The 22,082-nt window shown below is 45.2% G+C and carries 18 protein-coding genes; 8 read left to right on the top strand and 10 right to left on the bottom strand.

The genetic code is table 11. From position 1 onward, the window contains the following. Window positions 1-134 precede the first annotated feature (134 nt). On the bottom strand, window positions 135-566 hold the full coding sequence (locus tag QUB61_RS08630; RefSeq protein ID WP_333130821.1) for an NfeD family protein: 432 nt from the start codon (window positions 564-566) through the stop codon (window positions 135-137). A 335-nt stretch (window positions 567-901) separates the two neighbouring features. Here QUB61_RS08630 and QUB61_RS08625 point away from each other — a divergent pair, with 335 nt between their 5' ends. Beyond that, on the top strand, window positions 902-3,040 hold the full coding sequence (locus QUB61_RS08625; RefSeq protein ID WP_333130823.1) for a protein phosphatase 2C domain-containing protein: 2,139 nt from the start codon (window positions 902-904) through the stop codon (window positions 3,038-3,040). Window positions 3,041-3,337: 297 nt separating this feature from the next. Here the strand turns inward: QUB61_RS08625 and QUB61_RS08620 are convergent, their stop codons facing one another. The 3 genes from QUB61_RS08620 to QUB61_RS08610 all read right to left on the bottom strand — a co-directional run bounded on the left by QUB61_RS08620 (window position 3,338) and on the right by QUB61_RS08610 (window position 6,632). Next, complete coding sequence (locus tag QUB61_RS08620) at window positions 3,338-4,426, bottom strand: ABC transporter ATP-binding protein (RefSeq protein ID WP_333130894.1); 1,089 nt, start codon at window positions 4,424-4,426, stop codon at window positions 3,338-3,340. 220 nt (window positions 4,427-4,646) lie between these two features. Next, entirely contained in the window at window positions 4,647-5,708 is a 1,062-nt protein-coding gene (locus QUB61_RS08615) for a spermidine/putrescine ABC transporter substrate-binding protein (protein ID WP_333130825.1), read from the bottom strand. Window positions 5,709-5,759: 51 nt separating this feature from the next. Further along, window positions 5,760-6,632: an ABC transporter permease gene (locus QUB61_RS08610; RefSeq protein ID WP_333130827.1), complete on the bottom strand. Its 873-nt coding sequence runs from the start codon at window positions 6,630-6,632 to the stop codon at window positions 5,760-5,762. A 94-nt stretch (window positions 6,633-6,726) separates the two neighbouring features. Here QUB61_RS08610 and QUB61_RS08605 point away from each other — a divergent pair, with 94 nt between their 5' ends. After that, complete coding sequence (locus QUB61_RS08605; RefSeq protein ID WP_333130829.1) at window positions 6,727-8,787, top strand: dynamin family protein; 2,061 nt, start codon at window positions 6,727-6,729, stop codon at window positions 8,785-8,787. Window positions 8,788-9,492: 705 nt separating this feature from the next. Here the strand turns inward: QUB61_RS08605 and QUB61_RS08600 are convergent. Further along, window positions 9,493-10,338: an ABC transporter permease gene (locus tag QUB61_RS08600; RefSeq protein ID WP_333130831.1), complete on the bottom strand. Its 846-nt coding sequence runs from the start codon at window positions 10,336-10,338 to the stop codon at window positions 9,493-9,495. Window positions 10,339-10,439: 101 nt separating this feature from the next. Here QUB61_RS08600 and QUB61_RS08595 point away from each other — a divergent pair, with 101 nt between their 5' ends. Continuing rightward, window positions 10,440-11,951, top strand: coding sequence for an FAD-dependent oxidoreductase (locus QUB61_RS08595; protein ID WP_333130833.1), 1,512 nt, complete (start codon window positions 10,440-10,442; stop codon window positions 11,949-11,951). A 182-nt stretch (window positions 11,952-12,133) separates the two neighbouring features. On the opposite strand, the gene QUB61_RS08590 is transcribed toward QUB61_RS08595, so the two are convergent. After that, window positions 12,134-12,547: a peptide chain release factor 1 gene (locus QUB61_RS08590; protein ID WP_333130835.1), complete on the bottom strand. Its 414-nt coding sequence runs from the start codon at window positions 12,545-12,547 to the stop codon at window positions 12,134-12,136. A 165-nt stretch (window positions 12,548-12,712) separates the two neighbouring features. On the opposite strand from QUB61_RS08590, the gene QUB61_RS08585 reads away from it, so the two are divergent. Both QUB61_RS08585 and QUB61_RS08580 read left to right on the top strand, forming a co-directional pair. Further along, window positions 12,713-12,919 carry a hypothetical protein gene (locus tag QUB61_RS08585; RefSeq protein ID WP_190734170.1) on the top strand — a complete coding sequence of 69 codons (207 nt, stop codon included), beginning with the start codon at window positions 12,713-12,715 and terminating at the stop codon, window positions 12,917-12,919. Between the two features lie 238 nt (window positions 12,920-13,157). Then, window positions 13,158-13,580: a DUF6335 family protein gene (locus QUB61_RS08580; protein WP_333130837.1), complete on the top strand. Its 423-nt coding sequence runs from the start codon at window positions 13,158-13,160 to the stop codon at window positions 13,578-13,580. A 115-nt stretch (window positions 13,581-13,695) separates the two neighbouring features. Here the strand turns inward: QUB61_RS08580 and QUB61_RS08575 are convergent, their stop codons facing one another. The 3 genes from QUB61_RS08575 to QUB61_RS08565 form a co-directional block, all read right to left on the bottom strand. Continuing rightward, entirely contained in the window at window positions 13,696-14,376 is a 681-nt protein-coding gene (locus QUB61_RS08575) for a response regulator transcription factor (RefSeq protein WP_333130839.1), read from the bottom strand. Further along, complete coding sequence (locus QUB61_RS08570; protein ID WP_333130841.1) at window positions 14,373-15,827, bottom strand: HAMP domain-containing sensor histidine kinase; 1,455 nt, start codon at window positions 15,825-15,827, stop codon at window positions 14,373-14,375. The genes QUB61_RS08575 and QUB61_RS08570 overlap by 4 nt, the downstream gene beginning before the upstream one ends. A 203-nt stretch (window positions 15,828-16,030) precedes the next feature. Then, a complete protein-coding gene (locus QUB61_RS08565; protein ID WP_333130843.1) occupies window positions 16,031-16,642 on the bottom strand; it encodes a cupin in 612 nt (203 codons plus the stop codon). 406 nt (window positions 16,643-17,048) lie between these two features. Between QUB61_RS08565 and QUB61_RS08560 the strand changes: the two genes are divergently transcribed. From QUB61_RS08560 to QUB61_RS08550, 3 genes are all read left to right on the top strand, one after another. Then, window positions 17,049-17,822, top strand: coding sequence for a YHS domain-containing (seleno)protein (locus QUB61_RS08560; protein WP_333130845.1), 774 nt, complete (start codon window positions 17,049-17,051; stop codon window positions 17,820-17,822). A 167-nt stretch (window positions 17,823-17,989) separates the two neighbouring features. Further along, a complete protein-coding gene (locus QUB61_RS08555) occupies window positions 17,990-20,263 on the top strand; it encodes a glycosyltransferase (RefSeq protein WP_333130847.1) in 2,274 nt (757 codons plus the stop codon). A 32-nt stretch (window positions 20,264-20,295) separates the two neighbouring features. Continuing rightward, a complete protein-coding gene (locus QUB61_RS08550) occupies window positions 20,296-20,997 on the top strand; it encodes a DUF4079 domain-containing protein (protein ID WP_333130849.1) in 702 nt (233 codons plus the stop codon). A 158-nt stretch (window positions 20,998-21,155) separates the two neighbouring features. Here the strand turns inward: QUB61_RS08550 and QUB61_RS08545 are convergent, their stop codons facing one another. Continuing rightward, a complete protein-coding gene (locus QUB61_RS08545; RefSeq protein WP_333130851.1) occupies window positions 21,156-22,034 on the bottom strand; it encodes a sugar ABC transporter permease in 879 nt (292 codons plus the stop codon). Window positions 22,035-22,082: the final 48 nt, after the last annotated feature.

Raw genomic sequence — 22,082 nt, 5'->3', positions numbered from 1 at the left:
GATGACTAATGACTGATGACTAATGACTGATGACTAATGACTAATGACTGATGACTAATGACTAATGACTGATGACTGATGACTGATGACTGATGACTAACTACTAATTGCCTGTGATTAATTACGCATTTTGTTTAAGAATGCAATAAATTTTCTGGCAAAACTATCAGAGTAGTGCCTTTTCGTCCCACGACAATTACATTTTGGTTGGGGGGGATGGCGGCGTTCGTGTCTTCGCAGCGAGCTCGCCAAGAATTCCCCTCATAAATGACTCGGCCGGCTTCTCCGGGGGGAATTTCTGTTAAAGTTTTGGCTTCCTGAGAATCTGCGATCGCCCTTGCCGTGCCTTTTGGTATCAACCGCCGAGACAGCAGCACAAAAACAGTCGAAAATACCATCCACAGGAATATTTGTAAATTAACGTAAGGTAGAACTAGAGAGCATCCAGCTACGGCGAAAGCGCTCAGTCCCATCATAAAAGCGACAAAAGCAGTCGGGATAAATAGCTCTGCCAAACACAGCAAAGACCCAACTAGCAGCCAAAGGAGCGTAGGAGTCAAGATCATAAAAAGAATAGGTGATACTATTTAGATCTTAGATTGGAAATTTAAGATTTAAGAAATGCCAACAACTGACTCTGCAAGGGTTTGCGACTTGCTGGCCTTCAGGAGCGATTTGTCGCGCAGCCGTACCAGGTTGAGGCTTCCATCCTACTCTAAGTCAGAGTTTAGTAACTTAAATTACAATTTTAGCCGATGCCGACTGGCAGAAACTACAATTTCTAGGGGCCCAAAGGCAGTTAAGAAATTGATAGGGGCTAAAATCAGTTTATTCTCAAGCTCATGAATTTGGGCTGGTGAATCATATATCTTCAGAATCTTTTTACACAAACTATTTCGATATGATCAGCAGTTTCTCCGAACCGATTTATTGCCCGAATCTTAGCTGTGCCGAGCCCCGCAATACCTTTGGCCGCCAGCAGTGTGCAGCTTGCGAAACCGATTTAATTTATCGCTATTTGTGGGTGGTGGGGCAAGCAGCCGAGGAAGTGCCGGCGGGTAAGGTAATAGCTGATCGATACTTTGTCATTGCACCCCAAATCTGGCTCGACAGCCGTCCCGCTCTGCCTCCGAGCGTCCCGGAACAACTGCCCGATACCATTATGCCTTACCTGCATTTGTATCCCCAACGGCTGCACACGCCGGAAGTATACGGTTTTTGTTCCCTGGGGGAAGAACCGTCCGAGGCAGAGGTGCTGTTGTTGGAAAATGTGCCCATCAATAATTTCGGTCGCCTGTATCCTTCTATTTTAGAAGCTTGGTCTGGGACAACCGCCGTGCGCCAACTTTACTGGCTGTGGCAAATGCTCCAACTGTGGGCGACGCTGTCGGAACAGGGAGTCGCTTCGAGTTTGTTGGTACCGGAAAATTTGCGGGTGGAAGGTTGGCGGGTACGCCTGCTGGAACTGCACCGGGGCAATTTTGTACCGACGCTGCGGGATTTGGGAGATGTGTGGTCGGGTTTGGTGGAATCGGCCCAGCCCGAGGTACAGTCGAGACTCGGAGAGATTTGTCAGTTTATGCGCCGCAGCAGCATGCCTTTCGAGGCGATCGCCCTGGAACTAAACGATTTACTATTAGAACAAGCCGCTAAATTGCCTCTGCACTTAGAAGTAGTCGGCATGACCGATACCGGGCCGCAGCGCTCCAAAAATGAAGACAGTTGCTATCCGACTGCTGCTGATTTTCAATCTAGCAAAACTTCAGGAAGCGACAAACTAATTCCTTACTTGACAATGGTTTGCGACGGAGTTGGAGGCCACGAAGGAGGAGAAGTTGCCAGTCAATTAGCCGTCCATTCCCTGAAAGCTTTAATCCAAAATTTGCTCGCAGAAATCACTCAACAAGAAGAGTTGATGACGCCAACAATGGTCATCAAGCAACTCGAAGAAATAGTGAGAGTTGTGAATAATGTGATTTCCGCTCAAAATAACGAGCAGGGAAAAGAGTTGCGGCAGCGGATGGGGACCACTTTGGTGATGGCCCTCCAATTGCCTCAAAAAGTGAAAAATTCCGAGGATTCGTCCTCGAATAACAGTCACGAACTTTATTTAGTCAATGTTGGAGACAGCCGCGCTTATTGGATTGGCAAAAATTACTGTCAGCGGCTGACCGTGGACGACGACGTAGCGTCAAGGGAAGTCCAGCTAGGACACTGTTTGTACTGGGAAACTCAACTGCGATCCGATGCAGGAGCCCTGACTCAAGCTTTGGGCACGCGGGACGGCGATTTCCTGCGCCCGACTATTCAGCGATTTATTGTCGAAGAGGAAGGCTTACTGCTGCTGTGTTCCGACGGTTTGAGCGACAACGACTGGGTAGAGAAATCTTGGGAGAATTACGGCCCAGAGGTGCTTGAGGGCAAAATGTCTTTGGAAGCCGCGGTTGAGTCTTGGATTCGTCTCGCCAACGAGAAAAACGGTTATGACAACACCTCGGTGGTGGCGACTCACTGTCGGATGTCGCCGGAGAGATTGGTACTGTTTAATCCGGAGGTGGCCTCAGCGCCGGCGTCAGCGCCAGTGTCAGCCTCGGTGTCGCTGCCGCCGTCCCTGCCGCGGTCCCTCCAGAAGTCGGGGCTCCGTTCAGAACCTCCGCTTCCTGAATCGTCCAAAAAGTTGCTGTACCCCGAACCTACCCCTGCCCCGGAACCAGTTCAAAAACAAGGTTTCAAGCTTCCGCTGCCCCTACTGGGGCTGTTGGGGCTGATATTAGCCTTCGGCGGTTTAGGTTTGTGGGTGCGCAGCCTCCAAAGCCCCCAGCCAGAGCCCGAACAAGTTTCGCCACCGCCGGAAACTCCCGCCCCGACTCCTGCGGAAATTCCCTCGCCCGGGGCCGAGAGTCCCTCGCCGTCGCCCGCCCCGACTCCTGCGGAAATTCCCTCCCCCGAGGCCGAGAGTCCCTCGCCGTCGCCCGAATCGACTCCTGTGGAAATTCCCTTGCCCGAAGAAGCTGAAACTCCTTCGCCATCACCGGAGTAAGGGAGTTTGAATTAAGCAGAACGTTTCAACTGAAATGTTGCACCAACCATTGTTGTTTAGGAACAGGCTTTCCGGCCTGTGAAGCGAGAAAATTCATCTCTTGTGGAACAGGCATCTTGCCTGTTCTTGACAATGGTGCAAGATGTAAATTTCATAAAATGCAGATACTTTCCGGCGGCACTGAAATGTTGCACCATTGTTGTTTAGGAACAGGCAAGATGCCTGTTCCACAAGAAAATTCATCTCTTGTGCAACAGGCATCTTGCCTGTTCTTGACAATGGTGCAAGATGTAAATTTCATAAAATGCAGATACTTTCCGGCGGCACGGCAACTCGAACGCTGTCGCCGACTTTGTGTCGCTGCAAGTCATCTCTGTGCAAGTTTTGTCGTCGAAGGGCGATCGAACTTTTAGCAGTCAACCGCACCGTATAGCGCGTGTCAGTGCCAATATAAATAGCCTCTTCTACTATTCCCGGCCAGCTATTTTCAACATCATAATTAGCCGGGTAAATAGCAGCTTTTTCTGGCCGCAGCACCAGGGTGACAACTTTACCAGCGGGCATATCTTCTGCTGTCGCAACTAACACGGGCAACTGCTGGTCAACCAACACGATTATTTGACCGTGTTGCTTTTCTACTACTTGCCCGGTTAAAAAATTGCTCTCGCCAATAAAATCAGCAACAAACCGAGTTTTAGGATATTCATAAATATCAACAGGCGTCCCGACTTGTTGCAGTTTTCCTCCATCCATCACTGCAATTCTGTCCGACATCGTTAGTGCTTCTTCCTGATCGTGAGTCACATAAATAAACGTAATTCCCAATTGGCGCTGCATTTTTTTCAATTCTAATTGCATCTCTTTACGCAATTTTAAATCCAGCGCTCCTAGGGGTTCATCCAACAGCAAAACAGACGGCTGTTTGACTAATGCTCTTGCTAGCGCTACTCGCTGTTGCTGTCCCCCTGACAGTTGGCGGGGATAGCGTTTTTCTACATCGGTTAACTGTACTAATGCTAAGGCTTCAACAACGCGATCGCGAATTTTTTTCGGAGGCAAATTCTCCATTTCCAACCCAAAAGCGGCATTTTGTGCTACTGTCATGTGCGGAAACAAAGCATAGTTTTGAAATACCGTATTCACAGGGCGGTGAAAGGGTGGGCGATTTTGCATCGGTTGACCGTGAATGTAAATTTCGCCCGCTGTGGGAATTTCAAAACCTGCTATCATTCGCAAAGTTGTAGTTTTGCCGCAGCCGGAAGGGCCGAGTAAAGAAAAGAATTCTCGATCGTAAATTTGCAGGTTGATGTTGTCTACAGCTAAGAAATCTTGGCTGCGAACAGTTTTAAATACTTTGGAAACTTCTAAAACTTCGACAGCGTGCATTGTGTTAGTATTTGTGAGTAATAAAAATCTGAGTTCGAGTCCGGTTAAACTGATATCTTGCACCATTGTCCATTACTTGTTTAGGAACGGGCAAGATGCCCGTTCCACAAGAAAATTAAGTTTTGTGGAACGGGCATCTTGCCCGTTCTTGACGATGGTGCAACTCCAATACAAACTAAAAATTTAAGTAAACTCGCCCCGGCAGAAACCTGTGTTATATCTACTTTCCAGCCCCTGCTTTAACTTCCGTCCAAGCTCGATCGTACAATGAAGTTGCTTTCCCGACATCCTGCAATAATTTCATTTTGTCAAACACCTCAGACGGCGGGTAAATTTGAGGATTTTTCAAATCGTTCGGGTCGATTAAACCTCGATCGATTGCTGCTTTGTTCGGCGAGCCATAGTGGATAAAATTAGAAACTTTAGCGCCTACTTCGGGCTGCAAAATAAAGTTAATAAATTTCTCCGCTAACTCTTTCTGGGGCGCACCTTTGGGAATTGCCATGTTGTCATAAAAGATAATTGTTCCTTCTTTGGGAATAGCGTAGCGGAGATTGGGATTTTCTTTCATAACTTGGAAAACATCGCCGCTCCATTCCATTGTCAGATTTACTTCTCCTTGATCGAGCAGATTTTGACCGGTGTCAGGGACAAAAGCGGCAATGATATTTTTACTTTTAATCAGCAAATCGCGGGCTTTGTTAATCTCTTCGGGATTGGTTGTATTTGGGTCAAATCCTAAATACATTAAAACTACTGCAAATGTGTATCTGGCATCGTCTTGCCACGCGACTTTTCCGGTATATTTAGCATCGAACATCGCCCCCCAACTGTTAATTTCTCCCTGGGTTGCTTTCACGTTGTAGCCAATTCCCATCGTTCCCCACTGGTAGGGCAGGGAATATTTGTTTTCCGGGTCAAAAGCTTGATTTAGAAACTTAGGTTCGAGGTTTTTTTTGTTGGGAATCTTGTTAAGATTCAGCGGTTCAATTAAATTTTCTGCTATCATGATTTTCACCATGTAATCGGCGGGAAATATTAAGTCGTAACCGGGGTTTCCCTGTTTGAGTTTGGCATAGAGTGCGTCGCTGTTCTCGAAAGTGTCGTATTGAATTTTAACATTGTTCTCTTTCTCGAATTGGGCGATCGCTTCTGGAGCGATATAACTGGCATAATTGTAAATGCTGAGCACTTGCTGCTGGTTGCCACCTGTGGGGCTACAGCCGAAAGCCACCGTTGCACTCATCACAAACAAAAGTAGGAAAGTCAGGAGGCGTTTCATAGGTTTTGTTACTTGCAGACGAGAATAATTATGACACAGAAACCAATTATCTTAACTTTTTTTAACTTTGAGCGATGATAAAACCAGCAATAAGGAAGCCAACAACATCAAAGTTGAAATGGCATTAATCGCTGGCGTGACAGCAAATTTTATCATGCCGTAAACAAATAGCGGCAGCGTCACTGAACCGACGCCGGTAGTAAAGAATGTCACGACAAAATCGTCCAGCGACAGAGTAAAAGCTAGAAGTGCCGCGCTGAAAATAGCGGGCCAAATTAGAGGGAGAGTGATGCGCCAAAAAGCCCGCCATTCGTTAGCGCCTAAGTCAAAAGCTGCTTGTTCTAATTGAGGATCGAGTTCCGCCAAACGCGCCCTGACAGTAATAGTCACAAAGGAAATATTAAAGACAATGTGACCGATAATTACGGTAGGTAAGCCTAGATTGAGGCGAATTCCCGTGAGATTTTCAACGATCCGAAATACTAGGGTAAAGAAAACTAGCAGCGAAATGCCGATCGTAATTTCGGGCACGATCATCGGCAAAAACAGTAAAGCTTCTACTGCTTTGCGTCCTGGAAAATGAAAGCGTTCGAGTGCTAACGCGAGCATTGTACCAAAAATTGTCGCTAACACAGTCGAAATAACTGCAATTAGCAAGCTGTTGTTGAGTGCAGTCAAGATTCCGGCGCTGCTGCTGCTAGCAATTCCTAGCTGTGTTTCGAGTCCGAGTGTACCTGCACCGCCGAATAAACTGCGATACCAGTCAAGGGTAAAACCGCGCCAAACGGCATTGAATCTGGAGGCGTTAAAGGAGTAAATAATTAAGATGAGAATTGGCAAGTAAAGAAAGGCAAATGCTAGTGCAGCTTGTACCCAAAGCCACTTTTTGCCGATCGCCCGCACGAGCAAGTCTAGTTTAGTCATGAGTGATTAGTCATTAGTCATTTGCGCATCTTACCCTAAATTTAGATCGGTCAAGGTGATAAGATCGAATTAGACCTTACTCGAGGGAAGACCCATGAGCAGTCAAGAAAAAGCGGCTGGTTGGCTCCATAACTTGGATCGCCTTGTCAGAGTTCGCAACGAGATAGCAGCTTTGTTGGAGGATATCGCCCAAAATCTCACCCAAGCTGAATCACAAGCAGAAAATACATCCGGAAAACTAGGGCTTTCTAAAGAGATTGAACGTCTCATCCAGCACAGTGAAAATTTGCGCCAAGGAGTCTTTCGGTTTTTAGTATTAGGGGATATGAAGCGGGGAAAAAGTACATTTCTCAATGCTTTGCTAGGGCAGAATTTACTTCCCAGTGATGTCACTCCCTGTACTGCTTTGTTAACGGTGCTGAAATACGGTACAGCCGAGAAAGCGACCATTTACTATAACGATAGCAAACAACCAGAGGAAATAGATTTTCAGCAGTTTAAGCAGCGCTATACAATTGATGCAGAAGAAGCAAAAATTCTAGAGCGGGGCAAACAGCTAGCTTTTCCAGATATCAGTCATGCGGTGGTAGAACATCCGCTACCGCTGCTAGCCAAAGGTATCGAATTTGTGGACAGCCCGGGACTGAATGATACGGAAGCGCGAAACCAGCTTACTCTCGACTATATCTACAACTGTCACGCCATACTTTTTGTGTTGAGTGCGTCTCAACCTTGCACATTGGAGGAACGCCGCTATCTCCAGAATTACCTCAAAGACCGAGGTTTAACAATTTTCTTCATAGTCAATTCTTGGGATAGAATTCGAGATGGACTTGTCGATCCAGAAGATACTGAGGCACTGCAAGCAGCCGAGGACAAACTGCGTCGAGTTTTCCAGACTAATCTGAGTGAATATTGTCAGGATCGGGGTCGGGATATTTATCAGCAGCGAGTATTTGAGATTTCTGCTCTCAATGCCTTGCGCAGTCGTTTGAAAAACTCAGAAGCTACTTTAGAAGGCACTGGCTTTGTGGAGTTTCTTGCGGCTTTCAATCATTTTCTGACTGGGGAACGAGCTGCTGCTGAACGGGAACAAGCAAGAGCGATCGCCCTTCAAGCTTGCAATCGCTTTCAAGCAGCAATCTCCCGCCGCATTCCTTTGTTAGATGAAACTGTCGATCAATTGAAACAGAAAATTGATTCGATTCAGTCGGACTTCGCAATTTTGTCTGAAATTGGTAATCAATTCCAGCAAGAAATTAGAACTGTTCGCGACCGAACTTCCCAGGAAATAGGCGATTCTTTCCGTACCTATATCCTGGATTTAGAGAACACCTTTGAACAGGATTTTTTAAGCACTCAGCCCGATTTAGATTTCATGGACTTTCTAGACAAAAACAACCGGGCCATGTTCTATACCTCATTCAAACGTGCTTTCGAGCGATATATGAACGATCGCCTCGCTGCTTGGGAATTCATTGCCAAACAGAAGATAGCCTCTGCTTTCTCTGAACTTGAGGAAAAAGCCGCCGATTCTCGAATTGAATATGAACGAGTAGTAGAGGCTATGAATAAGAAGCTGTTAGGCTACCGGTTCTACGCCGTCGGACATAGCTACAAGCCTGAAGAAAACTCGACTTGGGCTGAGGTGGCAATAGATATGTTTTCCTCGATTCCCGACAACCTCAACAGAGGTATCCATTCTTTCAATATGTTTTGGCAGAGTGTCTTGGCTTGTGTCATGGTGACGCTTGTGCTAAATATTATCGGTGTAGTTGTTGCCTCTTTAACTCTTTCAGTTTTGGGTGGAATTCTGGTAGTTACAGGTGTTGTAGCATTGCAAGCGGAGTATGTTCGCCAACAGTTCATTTCTGCGACTAAGAAAGAGTTTGTCAAATATCTGCCACAAATTGCTGAAGAACAGTCGCAATATATTTATGAAGCAGTCAGGAAATGTTTTGATACTTACGAAGAACAGGTGTGCGATCGCGTGAAAGCTGATATCAATTCTCGCAAAGCCGAGTTAGATAGTTTGCTCGCTCAAAAACAATCCCGAGAAATTGACATACTCGCTGAAACTAAACGTCTAAAAGACTTGGAAGCCGATATTTTGTCTCAATTGCAGCAAATTGAGTTGGTAGGTGGATTTCTTTAGCTAAAATCGAAGTCATACCAAATCCGGTGAGGAGAGACACCTTGCAGATTTATTTACTAAATCCGCTTTGAGCACAGGTTTTATTGTTGCTTGTACAATAGTCCGGACAGTTTTCAATCACTAACGGCCGAATACGGGTTTGGGCCTTCTCAGTGAGGTCAAATGCTAACGGTAGAATTAGGGTTTCAGCCTCTGTCTCAAAAACTGTCCGGAGTATTGCTTGTAGGAGTTTTACTTTAATCGGATTTGGTATCATATCAACTCCGCTAGCATCGTCGGGCGTAAAATCGAATCAACAGTCACTACTCAACTATCATTCAGTTTTTCGACCCCGACTTCAACAGTCAACAGTCAATCGATTTGAGATTTGAGATTTGAGATTAAAGAATTGAAGCATTGACTCCACGGATAAATTCGGGGGGCAAGTTTCATCGGATACAGGTTTTTTATTTCTGGACGGATGAATCCGGGGGCTTGTATCCTGGATGCTTTCGGTCAATCGATTTTAGATTTGAGATTTTAGATTAAAGAATTGAAGCATTGACCCCACGGATAAATTCGGGGGGCAAGTTTCATCGGATACAGGTTTTTTATTTGTCCACGGATGAATCCGGGGGGTTGTATCCTGGATGCTTTCGGTCAACAGTCAACTATAATTCCGGTGCAACCGGAATTGATATCAGGTGCCCATTTCGCACTTTACTATTAAGTTTCATCAGACACGCGGGAATAAATTAAAACAGGAATCAATATGATTACCGTCAACAGCATAGAAAGCGCCGATCCAAAAGGCCAGTCGCGGGCTTTCATAAACTGATTTTGAATCAAATTTCCCACCATAATTGTTTTAGATCCGCCCAATATATCCGGTGTGATGAAAGCGCCGACTGCGGGAACAAAAACCAAAATTGAACCTGCAACAATGCCGCGAGTTGTCAAGGGTAAAAATACGCGCCAAAAAGTGCGAATATCATTTGCCCCTAAATCTTGAGCGGCTTCTACCAATGAAAAATTGAAGCGTTCTATGCTAGAATATAAAGGCAGAACCATGAAAGGTAAATAGCCGTAAATAAGACCGATCGCCACAGCGAAAGGCGTAAAAAGCAAGTTTAACGGTTCGCTAATAATTTGCAAGCTTTGCAAGGCTGTGTTAACTACTCCTTCGCTACGCAGGAGTATTATCCAGGCGTATGTTCTCACTAAAAAGTTAGTCCAAAATGGAATAATTACCAGCAAAAGCAAAGCATTTCGCCAGCGGGGAGAACGGGTGGCGATGAAGAATGCTAGGGGATAGCCCACTAACAAGCAAGCGGCCGTTGTCAAAAAAGCCAGCCACAGCGATCGCCCAATTACTCCTAAGAAAAGTCCACTGAACAAACGCTGGTAGTTGCTAAGAGTAAATATCCAAGTAACGCCGCCGTAAGTACCGCGTTCTAAGAAACTGTACAAAAGTACAATTAGCACTGGCAAAATGAAGAAAACGAGCAGCCATGCGGTAGCGGGAAATAAGAGCAGCAACAGGTTAGTTTGCTGGCGGTTTTTGACACTCATTATTCACTCAAGCCAAATTTAGCACATAATCCAACACATTTTATATCAAATCCGCATTTTATGAATTATGTCATCATTAATAAATTATCAAGAGGTACGCAATGTCACCAGAATCGTCAACCCCAAAAATAGTCGTCGTCGGTGCAGGATGGGCCGGTTTAGGCGCTACCTATCACCTAGCCCAGCAAGGCTATGATGTCACCCTGCTAGAAGCAGGCCCTTATCCGGGTGGCTTAGTTGCAGGGTGGAAAACCGCCGGCGGGCGTTCCGTAGAAGCAGGCATTCATGGCTTCTGGTATCCCTACAAAAACATCTTTTCCTTAGTCAAGGAATTAGGACTCGCTCCCTTCACGCCTTGGACTCGTTCTTGTCAGTATTCACCGGCCGGATTGGAAGTAGAATCGCCGATTTTTCAGGACGAACCGATCCTTCCCACACCGTTAGGAACCTTTCTTTACACGCGATTTAAAAGGCTGCCATTAGTCGATCGGCTTTCAGCCTTGCCCTTACTCTACGCCGTCCTAGATTTCGACAATTCCGACGAAGCTTGGCGCAGGTACGATCGCGTCACAGCCCGCGAACTCTTCAAACAGTTTGGCGTTTCTGCAAGACTCTACCGCGATGCTTTTGAACCGATGTTATTAGTAGGTTTATTTGCACCAGGAGAACAGTGTTCTGCCGCCGCAGCTTTGGGAATGCTTTATTATTTCATATTAGCACACCAACCGGATTTTGATGTAGTTTGGTGTCGCGGAACTGTCGGAGAAATGATATTTCGTCCCTGGGTCGAGCGCCTGGAAAAAATCGGCGCCAAAGTATTGACAAAGCAGCGAGTTACTGATTTAATAGTTGACAGCAACAACCGAGCAACAGGCGTTGTTTGCGGCGAAGAAACCTTCGAGGCAGATGCAGTTATTTTTGCAGTTGGCGTCACCGGAATGCAAAAAATTATCAGCAGCAGCCCTGCTTTGCAAAGTCGCCAAGAGTTTCGGGACGCGATGAATTTGGGTGCAGTTGACGTGTTAGCTGTTCGCCTGTGGTTTGATAGGAAAATTGACATTCCGCTGCCTTCTAATGCCTGTTTTGGGTTTAGTTCAACGACTGGTTGGACGTTTTTTGATTTGAATGCTTTGCACGACGAGTTTCGAGACGAACCGGGAACGGTTGTCGAAGCTGACTTTTATCACGCAAATCAATTAATTCCCCTGACAGATGAGGAAATTGTTTCCTTAGTCCAGCGGGATTTAGCGACTTGCATTCCGGCTTTTCGGGAGGCAAAAGTAATCGACTGCAGCGCGATTCGGCTGTCGCGGGCGGTGACGCATTTTGCCCCTGGCAGCTATCAGTATTTGTTGCCTGCGGTAACAAGTTATGAGAATGTATTGATGAGCGGCGATTGGGTTGTGACCCGTCACGGTTCTTGGTCGCAGGAAAAGGCTTATGTGACTGGTTTGGAGGCGGCAAATTTTGTAATTTCGCGTTTCGGACTTGGGAACAAAGCGGCAATTATTCCCGTGGAAGCTGACGAACCGCACATTCAAATCGGGAGAAAGATTAATCAGTTTACTCGCAGTTTGACTAAAACATTCATTCCCGATTTTTGGCTGCCATAATTTTTAGTCATTAGTCATTGGTCATCGGTCATTAGTTAATAGTTAGCGGTAAGGTGCAACCTAAGCACCCTACATAATTAGGTTCTGCATTTAGGACTGTTAACATGCTACTCATGGCGGTAAGGTGCAACCTAAGCACCTAAGCACCTAATGACTATTGACTAATAACTAATGACTAATAACTATCGCCAATAAGGCCGGCCCTTCCAAAAAACTCCCACCGTAACTCCGATTAGTGCTTCTTCCGATAAACTTGCTAATAAAGGAGGTATGGGTAGGAATGACTTTAACACCAAACCCAAGAGCACGCACAAAACTAAAACCCACAAACTAGTTCGGTTGAGCAAAAATTGTTGTTGCCAATACTCTAAAAAGTACACTGCTAAAGCTCCCATTCCCACTGCTGCTGCAAAAGGTATCAATATCCCGAGGGAGGAATCGTAGAGAAGCGTCACGCCGTTGCGGATTGGCCGCGATTGCGTGAAACCCCAGGCTAAAAATAGCTCCAGTCCAATCACGATTGAGTTGACGAGGGCGGCAATTTGCAGCATTTCTCGCCAAGGTAAAAGTTTTAAGCGCCGCAGAAAATTACTCACGATCGGCAGATTAGGTAGGTTACTTTGATTTTATAACAGTTTTGCGTTGGCGATCGACCTTTGATGACAATTTGTGAAGTAAAATAAAGATATAGAGCAGTCTCTTGACAAATTAACCCAGAGTACCTGCCTATTAGTTGTTGGAACCGTGAAAGGAAAAAAGTTATGGTGGAGAACACTGTCGATTGTGCTGTAGCTTGCGTCAATGGCTGCGTTCTGGGCGACAAGTGCCCGAAGCGGGAATACGCAGAAGCAACGTCCAACTTTATTGAAAATACTTCTCTGGATAAAATGCTAGAAATAGCAGAGGAAGCGGTGAGAAGGAAACGGATGGAACCCCCCAAATGGGTAATTCCTGATTTTCCCGAATAAAATTAGCCTCCCCATTAAAAAGCGATCGCCCTTTTCAAACGGGCGATCGCTTTTTGTGTTCCCAATGAAATAGCCGATCGTAATCCATATATTTCCTGGGATAGAAGCTTTTAGCTTAAATAGCAATTATGATGCCACTTAATGGCACCCATTGGCAATAACTAAAAATAATTCAGCTCAAGCCAAATTCGGACATTTTTAATTTAATTGAGTTCAAAAACAAACAGGAGCAAGTCTCGTGGCACAGCAAAAGGAACGCAAGGCAAAAACAACAAGAGATGGTGATAATTTGGGCGAATTGCCTCAAGAAATTACCGAATCTTACGGTACCGGCGTCATCGATCAACCGGGATTGAGCCAAGACGACATAACAATTTTGCAGGACAGCAGTTCGGAATACTCTTCCACAAGTTCCCGAATCGGCGGCCAGGATGGCGATCCTGCTGCGGAACAAGAAAGTGCCACTGGCGAGCAATCGGTGGGCGGAACCACGCCTACTCCCGACCAGGATATTGTTGACGAACTCGGAGCCGCTGCGGGCATAGAATTGCAAGATGGGGATATTTTGCACACAACCGATATGCTTGAAGAACGAGATGAAAATCGCTGGGAATTAGACCCGAGCTCTGCGGAAGATTATCAGGAACGACCGGATTTATAGGTCTATTTTTTACGAAAAAATAGGTAGTAGAAGCGGATGCGATCTCACATTTTTTAGGAGCGGGTTCACCAGTATCCATACTTCATATCCCAAGTATTTGTAAATCCGCCCCTCCTCACTTTTGCTCTCGCAACACATATCCCACTCCCCGAACAGTATGCAGCAGGCGTTTTGAGTTACTTGCTTCTAACTTAATCCGTAAGGCACGAATATACACTTCAATAATGTTTGACTCGCCCATAAAATCGTAACCCCAAACTTTTTCTAAAATTCGGTCGCGGGTAATGACTTGACGGGGATTTTGCAGCAAAAATTCTAACAAATCAAACTCTTTGGCAGTGAGTTCAATTAGTTGACTGCCTCGAGATACTTCACGGGTTAAACCGTTCAATATTAGGTCTTCAAATTGTAGCTGAGCCGGGTCATTTGGTTGAGTTCGGCGCAGACGTGCTTTCACTCTCGCGAGGAGTTCTTCCATACTGAAAGGCTTAGTAACATAATCATCGGCTCCAGCATTTAATCCCGTCACGCGATCGGGTACTTCATCTTTTGCTGTTAACATAATTATTGGTACTTGAACACCAGTCGATCGCAACCTTAAACAGATGTCTAATCCAGAGATGCCGGGAAGCATCCAATCTAAAATTAATAAATCGGGTTGAGCATCACGAGCGATCGTTAATCCATCTAATCCATTTGGGGCGACAGTGACATGATATCCTTCAAGACTAAGTTCAGATTCGATGAACTTTGCCAGTTTAGGGTCATCTTCAACAAGGAGAATGCGATCGCTCATAGCTGCGGATTCCAGACAGGTAAGGTGATAGTAAAAATACTACCTTCTCCCGGTTTAGATCGGAGCGTAATACGTCCTTCCATGCCTTCGATCAGGCTTTTGGCGATCGCCAATCCCAGCCCTGTACCGTCTCTAGAGCGCGTCATTGACTCATCCACCCGGTAAAATCGCTCAAAAATCCGGTTTTGATGGGGGAGAGAAATACCAATTCCGCGATCGCCCACATGAATCATCACCTGGTGTTCCCTCTTTTCTAAGACTAACTCAACTGGTTGTTCGGGAGCAGAATACTTGATTGCATTATCGACTAAGTTAATTAACACTTGTTGTAAACGATCCTGATCCGCACAGGCTACAACATCCTCATCATTTGACACGAAAATAATTTTCCGATTGCTAACTTTTTGACTCATCTGGGCTACCTCAGCCACCAGAGTATTCAGTATCACCGGATTCAAACGAAAGTGCAAGTTGCCACTATCAGCCCGTGCTAAATCGAGCAAATCTTCTAACATCCGAATCGTGCGTTCAGTTTCCCCAACGGCTGTTTCTAGTGCTTGTTGCTGATAGTCACTTAAGTTAGTGCTGCGTCGCAGCAAACTTTGTAAATAACCAACTACAACAGTCAGAGGCGTGCGTAATTCGTGGGAAACATTACCGACAAATTGGCGTTGTTGCTCCCAAGAACCAGATAAGCGACACAACATCTCATTAAAGGTTTGCGCTAGTCCTAAAATCTCATCAGGAGCCTGATGCAGTTGGAGTTTGGCCGCCTGCAAATTATCAGCAGACAAAGTGCTAGCTACCTGACTCATATGTTCCAAAGGATGGAGAGCATGACGAATGCGACTGGCGATCGCCAACATTAACACTAAGATTACCACAATACTGACAACAATTAGACTGCGAATCCCATCATTTAATTGACGTTGCTCATCAGTGATATCTTGAGAGAAATATACCGTACCCAGTAACTCATTTTTAATCCTCAGAGTTCTGCTACAGATCACCAAGTAGCGATCGCCCACCTGAACAAAAGTCGGCTCAGCAGGTACTTCCGTCAACGATATCATTTTCGTAATCTTAGAAGATTGCAGATCCATATCCGGTGAATTTACCAAAAGCATCCCATCATTTCGCTTTACCCACACCATTATTCCTCCTGTAGAAGCTTTATGGACGCTTCGGGTTAAGCCAATTTCTAGTGAACCCATTTCACTATAAAGCTCAACCTGTTCGGGAAAGCGTATTCCAATGTATTCCAGGGTTTTTTTATGGGCACCGACTAGATTTTGCGATCTTTGCCAGCCGGCCCAAAATGCCACACTGCTAAGTCCTAAAATCGAGAGTACCAGCAATTCCAGCGTCAGGCGAAACTGAAGCGAAGAGGTGGAAATTCGCTTGCCCGCGAGAGGGTTGATAGCGGCTGTAAATTGGCGAATTAGCTTCATTATATCGTCAGGTAGCGAGAAGAATTAAGCATTAAAATTAGGAAAGTCCCAACTATAGCAATCAAAAGCAGGAGTTGTGGGATGGGCCGGAGATCCCGTCCAGCCTCGAAGCCTGAACCACGCATGAAAGTTGGTGCAGCCACGATTGCAATCGCCCGGTATATTTGATATTTGTTGATATTTGCTTTCATCAGGCTGCTATCTTAAAAGTTTTCCGCAGTACCTTTAATCTGGTTAAACTCAAATCGTCGATCGTAATCTGTTACACCATAAAGATTAAAACTAATGGTTGGTTTATCTCCGAGTGCTTCGACATGATGAATCGCATCTGGCATTAAGCACAAAACGTCACCAGGAGCAAGCAAAATATCTCCCACTGTTGTAATTTTATCGGGAAACTTGCGAGTTGGCGATCGCTGCCAAAAAGTATTTTTCTCTTGTCCATCAAGTAGCGCGACCAGTCCCCAACTGGCATGATTATGAATCGGAGAAACTGCACCCGGAACCCAAGCGACCAACTGCACGGTCAGAGGAAAAAATGGTTCATCATACAGTGTTTGTACTGCCCAGCCTGTCTCAGAGTCAGGCTCAAGTAGAGCAATTTGAAACCAGGAGGAACTATCTAACAACCTGCGGACAAGGGGACAAATTGCCTGGAGTCGTAAATAATCATCACTAATTTGCTCTAATACATCTTCCAAGTCAGTTAAAAAGCGGTAAAGTCGGTAGGGATGAATCAAATCTTCAATTTGACTTGTAGCCTCACAAACATGGCACTGTCCATCATTAGTCACTAACCAGTCTTTTCCTGTCATAATTTCTCAACTCGCGGTTAAATTACTGCACTACTAGGTTTCTCATCATCAATCTTGGGTTGAGAAACGAGATATCTAGCAAGAAACCCGGTTTCTCAGCCAAGAGTGTATAAGTCATGTAAAGGATAGTCAGGGTTAATCTCCACTCTATAAGACATTCGGGGCAACTAGATGATGCTTTCCTAATTCCCAGATGAATTTTTGCTGAAGAAAGGGACGTATAAAGCATTCAGAGTTTTATCTCCCATCCATCTCTTCCTCATCTAGCACTCATTTTATTGAGTGTTAATGTAAATAACCTCAAGTTTTGAGGAAAACACAAAGCCAGCATAATTCCCAGAGAGCAAGAAGTCTCCAGCAAACATCTGGCGTGGAATTACTAACAATTTATCTGGAAATTAGACACATGAAAGTAAAATACATTACCACGATCGCCATTGCCACCATTCTAGGTTTGGTAACAACTAATGTTAGCTACGGCAACTTCAAGGCTTCAACAAACTCAAACTCTACAACCGTTTCATCCAAGGTTGCACAATCCAATCCTTGTGCTGGTAAAGCCCATCCTTGCGCTGGTAAAGAAAATCCTTGTGCTGGTAAAGCCAATCCTTGCGCTGGTAAAGAAAATCCTTGTGCTGGTAAAGAAAATCCTTGTGCTGGTAAAGCCAATCCTTGCGCGAGTAAAGAAAATCCTTGTGCTGGTAAAGCCAATCCTTGTGCTGGTAAAGCCAATCCTTGCGCTGGTAAAGCCAATCCTTGCGCTGGTAAAAGCAGCACAACAACCTTTCATCCTCAGTTCTACACCGAAAAAGGTGTGGCTCTTGATGCTCAGGATGTCGTAGCCTATTTTACCCAAAGCAAATTAGTTATGGGAGTTAGCCAATTTAAACATAATTGGGGTGGAACAACTTGGATGTTTGCTAGTGCAGCAAACCGTGATATGTTTGCCAACAATCCTGAAAAGTATGCTCCTCAATACGGTGGATATTGCGCCCAAGCTACCAGTGAAGGGAATCTTGTTGTCACCCAGCCTGACGCCTGGAAAATCGTTAATGGGAAGCTTTATCTCAACTACGATAAAACAGTACAAGCACAATGGATGGGGGATATTCCTGGTCACATTGCTTCAGCAAACAAAAATTGGCCGGCTATTCTGAATAACAAAGAACTGTTGCGCTAAGCTCAAAGTGATGCAGGCAATTACTCCCTTCCGACTACTAGCATTACCGATTTTCTTCTTTCTATGGCTTTCCGCCACTTCGCTAACGCCGTTTGTTTAATAAGTATTGAGTGGGAAGGGAGTAATTGATACCCTCGCCAATTCATATAATTTGCTGAAACAAAATTATGACTTCATGGCTGAATTATTTGGGCTTTCATCGTCGAGATAGTACCCCCAGAAACCGGATACCGATCGCCACCCTCGTCATGTTAGGTTCGGTTATTTTAGCGGGTGGACTGGTCGCTGCTTGGTTTTCCGGTAACGGCACTCTCGATCGTCTATTTGCTCAACTCCAAGCAATGCAGAATCATCCTCCGATGTGGCTGCAAGTGCCGATGGTAATGGGGGAGTATTTGCTAACACCTACGGTCGCTCTGCTGGCGATTTCTTGGGTGATTATGCGGGTGTCGCCCATACCCCGAACCTGGTCGCGGGTTGTAGTTGTGGGAATTTTGTTGATGTTGGTGACTCGTTATCTGCTGTGGCGATCGCTTACAACCTTAAATGTATCCGATCCATTAGATGGAGTCTTTAGCATTGGGTTGTTTCTTCTAGAAATTTTCCTCTTGCTTACCAATATCCTTCAGTTATTTTTGATGTTGTGGGTAAAGGATCGCCGTGCAGAAGCGAATCGGTTGGCAATCGATGTGGTTGAGGGTCGATTCACGCCATCGGTTGACATTTTGATTCCGACTTATAATGAGCCTGCCTATATTCTCAAACGCACGGTAATTGGTTGTCAAGCCCTCGACTATGCCCAGAAAAAGATATATCTGCTAGATGACACGCGGCGTGAAGAAATCCGGCAACTTGCAGAGGAATTAGGGTGTGAATACATCACTAGACCTAATAATTTTCATGCGAAAGCAGGGAATTTGAATCATGCCTTAGCTTATACTCAAGGAGAGTTCATAGTTGTATTTGATGCCGACTTTATCCCTACCAAAAACTTTCTGATTCGCACCGTTGGTTTCTGCCAAGATCCCACAGTGGCCCTGGTTCAAACGCCTCAAAGTTATTACAATGCTGACCCGATCGCCCGTAACTTAGGCTTAGATAACGTTATCACCCCGGAAGAAGAGGTTTTTTATCGCCAAATTGAACCGCTCAAAGATGGTGCCGGCAGTGTAGTTTGTTCTGGAACCTCCTTTGTTGTGAGACGCAGCGCCTTAGAACACGCCGGAGGATTTGTCACCGAATCGCTCAGTGAAGACTATTTCACAGGCATTCAACTCTCTGCTAAAGGCTATCGCTTAGTGTATCTCAATGAAAAACTCAGCGCTGGTTTGGCTGCAGAAAATATTTCTGCTTACGCCACTCAACGCCTGCGCTGGGCACGGGGAACTTTACAAGCTTTTTTTATTGATTCCAATCCCCTGACTATCCCCGGACTAAACCCCCTTCAGCGACTCGCCCATTTAGAAGGACTCCTGAATTGGTTTAGCAGCATTCCGCGCATAGGCTTTCTATTGATGCCCTTAGCTTATTCCTTCTTGGGAGTGATTCCGATCCGAGCCCGTGTTCCAGAAATGTTGTACTTTTTTATGCCCTATTATTTAGTGCAGTTAGCGGTTTTCTCCTGGTTGAATCATCGAGCGCGATCGGCAATACTGTCTGATATTTACTCACTGGTACTAGCATTCCCGCTGGTTCTGACCATCATTCAGGTGATGCTGTCTCCCTTCTCCAAAGGATTTAACGTCACAGCAAAAGGCACTGTGAGCGATCGCTTTTCCTTCAACTGGAAGTTAGCGCTACCGTTGGTGCTATTATTTATTCCCAATGCGATCAGCTTGTGGCACGTTCTGGGAACCTGTTTGATTCAAGTTCAGATGCACGCATCAGAGCCTGAAATCATCCAGCATTTCAAAGGGTTGGGGATTGGTTGGATTTGGAGCGCCTACAACCTTTTAATTATGAGCATCACGCTGTTAATTTTGTTAGACGCTCCTAAATCAGATCGGTATGAATGGTTTGATTTGCGTCGATTGGTACGGCTGGCGATCGATGGACAAATTTTGTGGGGCGTGACTACTTTCATTTCTGAAGTGGGGGTTCACGTAGAGATGACTCAAGCCCAATTGCCTGTTATTATTACAGGAGAAACACTCCCGGTGGCACTCAAAATTCTGGAAGATAATTTGAGCTTACAAGGGCAAATCGCTCAGATTGACTTGAGTGGTGAATTTCCCTCTATACAGATCCACTTTGAGAAATTGGAACTTGCTCAACATCGGTGTCTGGTGGAGATGTTGTTTTGCCGTCCAGGTCAATGGAAACGTCATTGCGCTCCTGGTGAGTTAAAGTCTCTGTTCCTGCTATTTGGGATTTTGTTTAAGCCTCGGATTTTGTTCGATCGCGATCGGGCGATCGATTTCCTGAAGGTCTCAAAAGTTTAGTTTTATCAACTTTAAAAACGAAAAGGTGCTGTATGGAATTTAGAGATTTTATGGCTTTGCTGCATCCTATTTTAGCGGTAGCGATTGTTTTTCCTATGCTTGGTGTTGTTCTCAATATGGCGTGGCAAACTATGCAGCGTCGCAAGCAAGTTGCGATCGACACCAAGAGCAAAATTCCACCTGTAGTCGGTCCAGAACACGTCAAAGCAGGTCGAATTCTGTCAGGTTCTGTGGTAGGAGTGACCTTGTTGGGTCTAGCCTACCCGATTTTTGAGCATATTTGGAGCGAACAGGTTTGGAGCAAAAACTCCTTTCAGGTCATTTTCATTGTGCTGATGTTTGTTGCAACTGTCGCCTCTTTGGTCATGCTATATCGAGCTACACCGGCTTTATGGCGCGGCATATTTGCGACCCTAACAGGTACTGGTTTGGTGATTCTTGGCACTCAAGATGGCGTTTATCGGCGAACCAATGAATGGTATTGGTCTCACTACTACATAGGCATCACAGCTGCGCTAATTATGGTTTTCTCCCTTGCCATCATTGAAGACATTTACAAAGACCGATCAAATCGCTGGCGCACTATCCATGTGATATTGAACTCGATCGCTGTGCTGCTCTTTCTTGGACAGGGAATGACCGGAACCAGGGATTTATTAGAAATTCCTCTGAACTGGCAGAAACCCTATATTTATACCTGTGATTTCACCAATAAGACCTGTCCAAAACCGTGAGCGATCGCATTACTTCGAGATTCAAGTCTAAAATTAGTATAAATTAGACCAATAAACCCGGTTTCTGAATGTAATGAAGTTTTGGGAGCAACAGAAGTGAGAACGAGAAACCGAGTTTATGAGTCCCGGGGTGCGTCATCCCTAACCAGTCATAAATCTTAATCATTGCGAGCCAAACCCTGAAGGCTAACTTGCAAAATCGACAAACCCAAAATTAGCAAAAACAAAACCAGCCCGATCGTACAAGCATAGCCAATTTCTAAATCCTTAAAAGCCCGTTCGTAAAGATAATAAACAACAGTCTTAGAACTATTGCGAGGCCCGCCCTGAGTCATAATATAAACTTCTTCAAAAACCTTAGTAGCAGAAATCGCCGAAATTACCGCTACCAAAACTAGATACGGCTTCATCAGCGGCACAGTAATATCCCAGTGCTTGCCCAAACCATCAGAACCATCAATAGCAGCCGCCTCATAAAGTTCTGCCGGAATAGCTTGCAGCCCTGCCAAATAAATCACCATGTAATAGCCCAATCCTTTCCAGATAGTAACTGCCATGACGCTAAAGATTGCTAACTTCGGATTAGCCAGCCAAGAAACAGGAGGTAAACCAAACAATTCCCCCAACTGATTAAGCAGTCCAGTCTCAGCAAACAGCCACTTCCAAGCAATCCCGGCGACAACCATTGAAATCACCGCCGGCGTGTAGTATGCGGCTCGAAACCAGTTCATCCCCTTAAGTTTTTGGTTGCACAAAATCGCCATTCCCAACGGCACAACAACCAATACAGGCACAACGCAGGTGAGATACAGCAGCGTATTCGTCAAAGTTTGCCAAAATACTCGATCGCCCCACAACCTGTAAAAATTCTTTAAACCCACCCACTGCGGCATTTGAGTTAAATCATATTCGTAGTTGGTAAAACTCAAATAAAAAGCTTGCACCGCAGGCCACAAAACAGTTAAACTCAAAATAAATAAAGCAGGTAGCAAAAACAAATAAGGAGTCAGGTTTCGTCGCAAAAAACTCACAGACATAAATTAGTTATTAGTTATTGGTTATTGTTTTACTCATCATACCAAATC

The sequence above is a fragment of the Microcoleus sp. C2D2 genome (genome assembly GCF_036702495.1).
In the GTDB taxonomy this organism is placed as follows: Bacteria; Cyanobacteriota; Cyanobacteriia; order Cyanobacteriales; family Microcoleaceae; genus Microcoleus.
The sequence above is the reverse complement of the archived record's forward strand: the minus strand, read 5'-3'. Positions and strand labels throughout refer to the sequence as shown.

Bases quoted from the DNA above. Each gene is read 5' to 3' on its own strand.
- QUB61_RS08630 (WP_333130821.1), bottom strand. From the start codon at position 566: ATGATCTTGACTCCTACGCTCCTTTGGCTGCTAGTTGGGTCTTTGCTG.
- QUB61_RS08625 (WP_333130823.1), top strand. From the start codon at position 902: ATGATCAGCAGTTTCTCCGAACCGATTTATTGCCCGAATCTTAGCTGT.
- QUB61_RS08620 (WP_333130894.1), bottom strand. From the start codon at position 4,426: ATGCACGCTGTCGAAGTTTTAGAAGTTTCCAAAGTATTTAAAACTGTT.
- QUB61_RS08615 (WP_333130825.1), bottom strand. From the start codon at position 5,708: ATGAAACGCCTCCTGACTTTCCTACTTTTGTTTGTGATGAGTGCAACG.
- QUB61_RS08610 (WP_333130827.1), bottom strand. From the start codon at position 6,632: ATGACTAAACTAGACTTGCTCGTGCGGGCGATCGGCAAAAAGTGGCTT.
- QUB61_RS08605 (WP_333130829.1), top strand. From the start codon at position 6,727: ATGAGCAGTCAAGAAAAAGCGGCTGGTTGGCTCCATAACTTGGATCGC.
- QUB61_RS08600 (WP_333130831.1), bottom strand. From the start codon at position 10,338: ATGAGTGTCAAAAACCGCCAGCAAACTAACCTGTTGCTGCTCTTATTT.
- QUB61_RS08595 (WP_333130833.1), top strand. From the start codon at position 10,440: ATGTCACCAGAATCGTCAACCCCAAAAATAGTCGTCGTCGGTGCAGGA.
- QUB61_RS08585 (WP_190734170.1), top strand. From the start codon at position 12,713: ATGGTGGAGAACACTGTCGATTGTGCTGTAGCTTGCGTCAATGGCTGC.
- QUB61_RS08575 (WP_333130839.1), bottom strand. From the start codon at position 14,376: ATGAGCGATCGCATTCTCCTTGTTGAAGATGACCCTAAACTGGCAAAG.
- QUB61_RS08570 (WP_333130841.1), bottom strand. From the start codon at position 15,827: ATGAAGCTAATTCGCCAATTTACAGCCGCTATCAACCCTCTCGCGGGC.
- QUB61_RS08565 (WP_333130843.1), bottom strand. From the start codon at position 16,642: ATGACAGGAAAAGACTGGTTAGTGACTAATGATGGACAGTGCCATGTT.
- QUB61_RS08560 (WP_333130845.1), top strand. From the start codon at position 17,049: ATGAAAGTAAAATACATTACCACGATCGCCATTGCCACCATTCTAGGT.
- QUB61_RS08555 (WP_333130847.1), top strand. From the start codon at position 17,990: ATGACTTCATGGCTGAATTATTTGGGCTTTCATCGTCGAGATAGTACC.
- QUB61_RS08550 (WP_333130849.1), top strand. From the start codon at position 20,296: ATGGAATTTAGAGATTTTATGGCTTTGCTGCATCCTATTTTAGCGGTA.
- QUB61_RS08545 (WP_333130851.1), bottom strand. From the start codon at position 22,034: ATGTCTGTGAGTTTTTTGCGACGAAACCTGACTCCTTATTTGTTTTTG.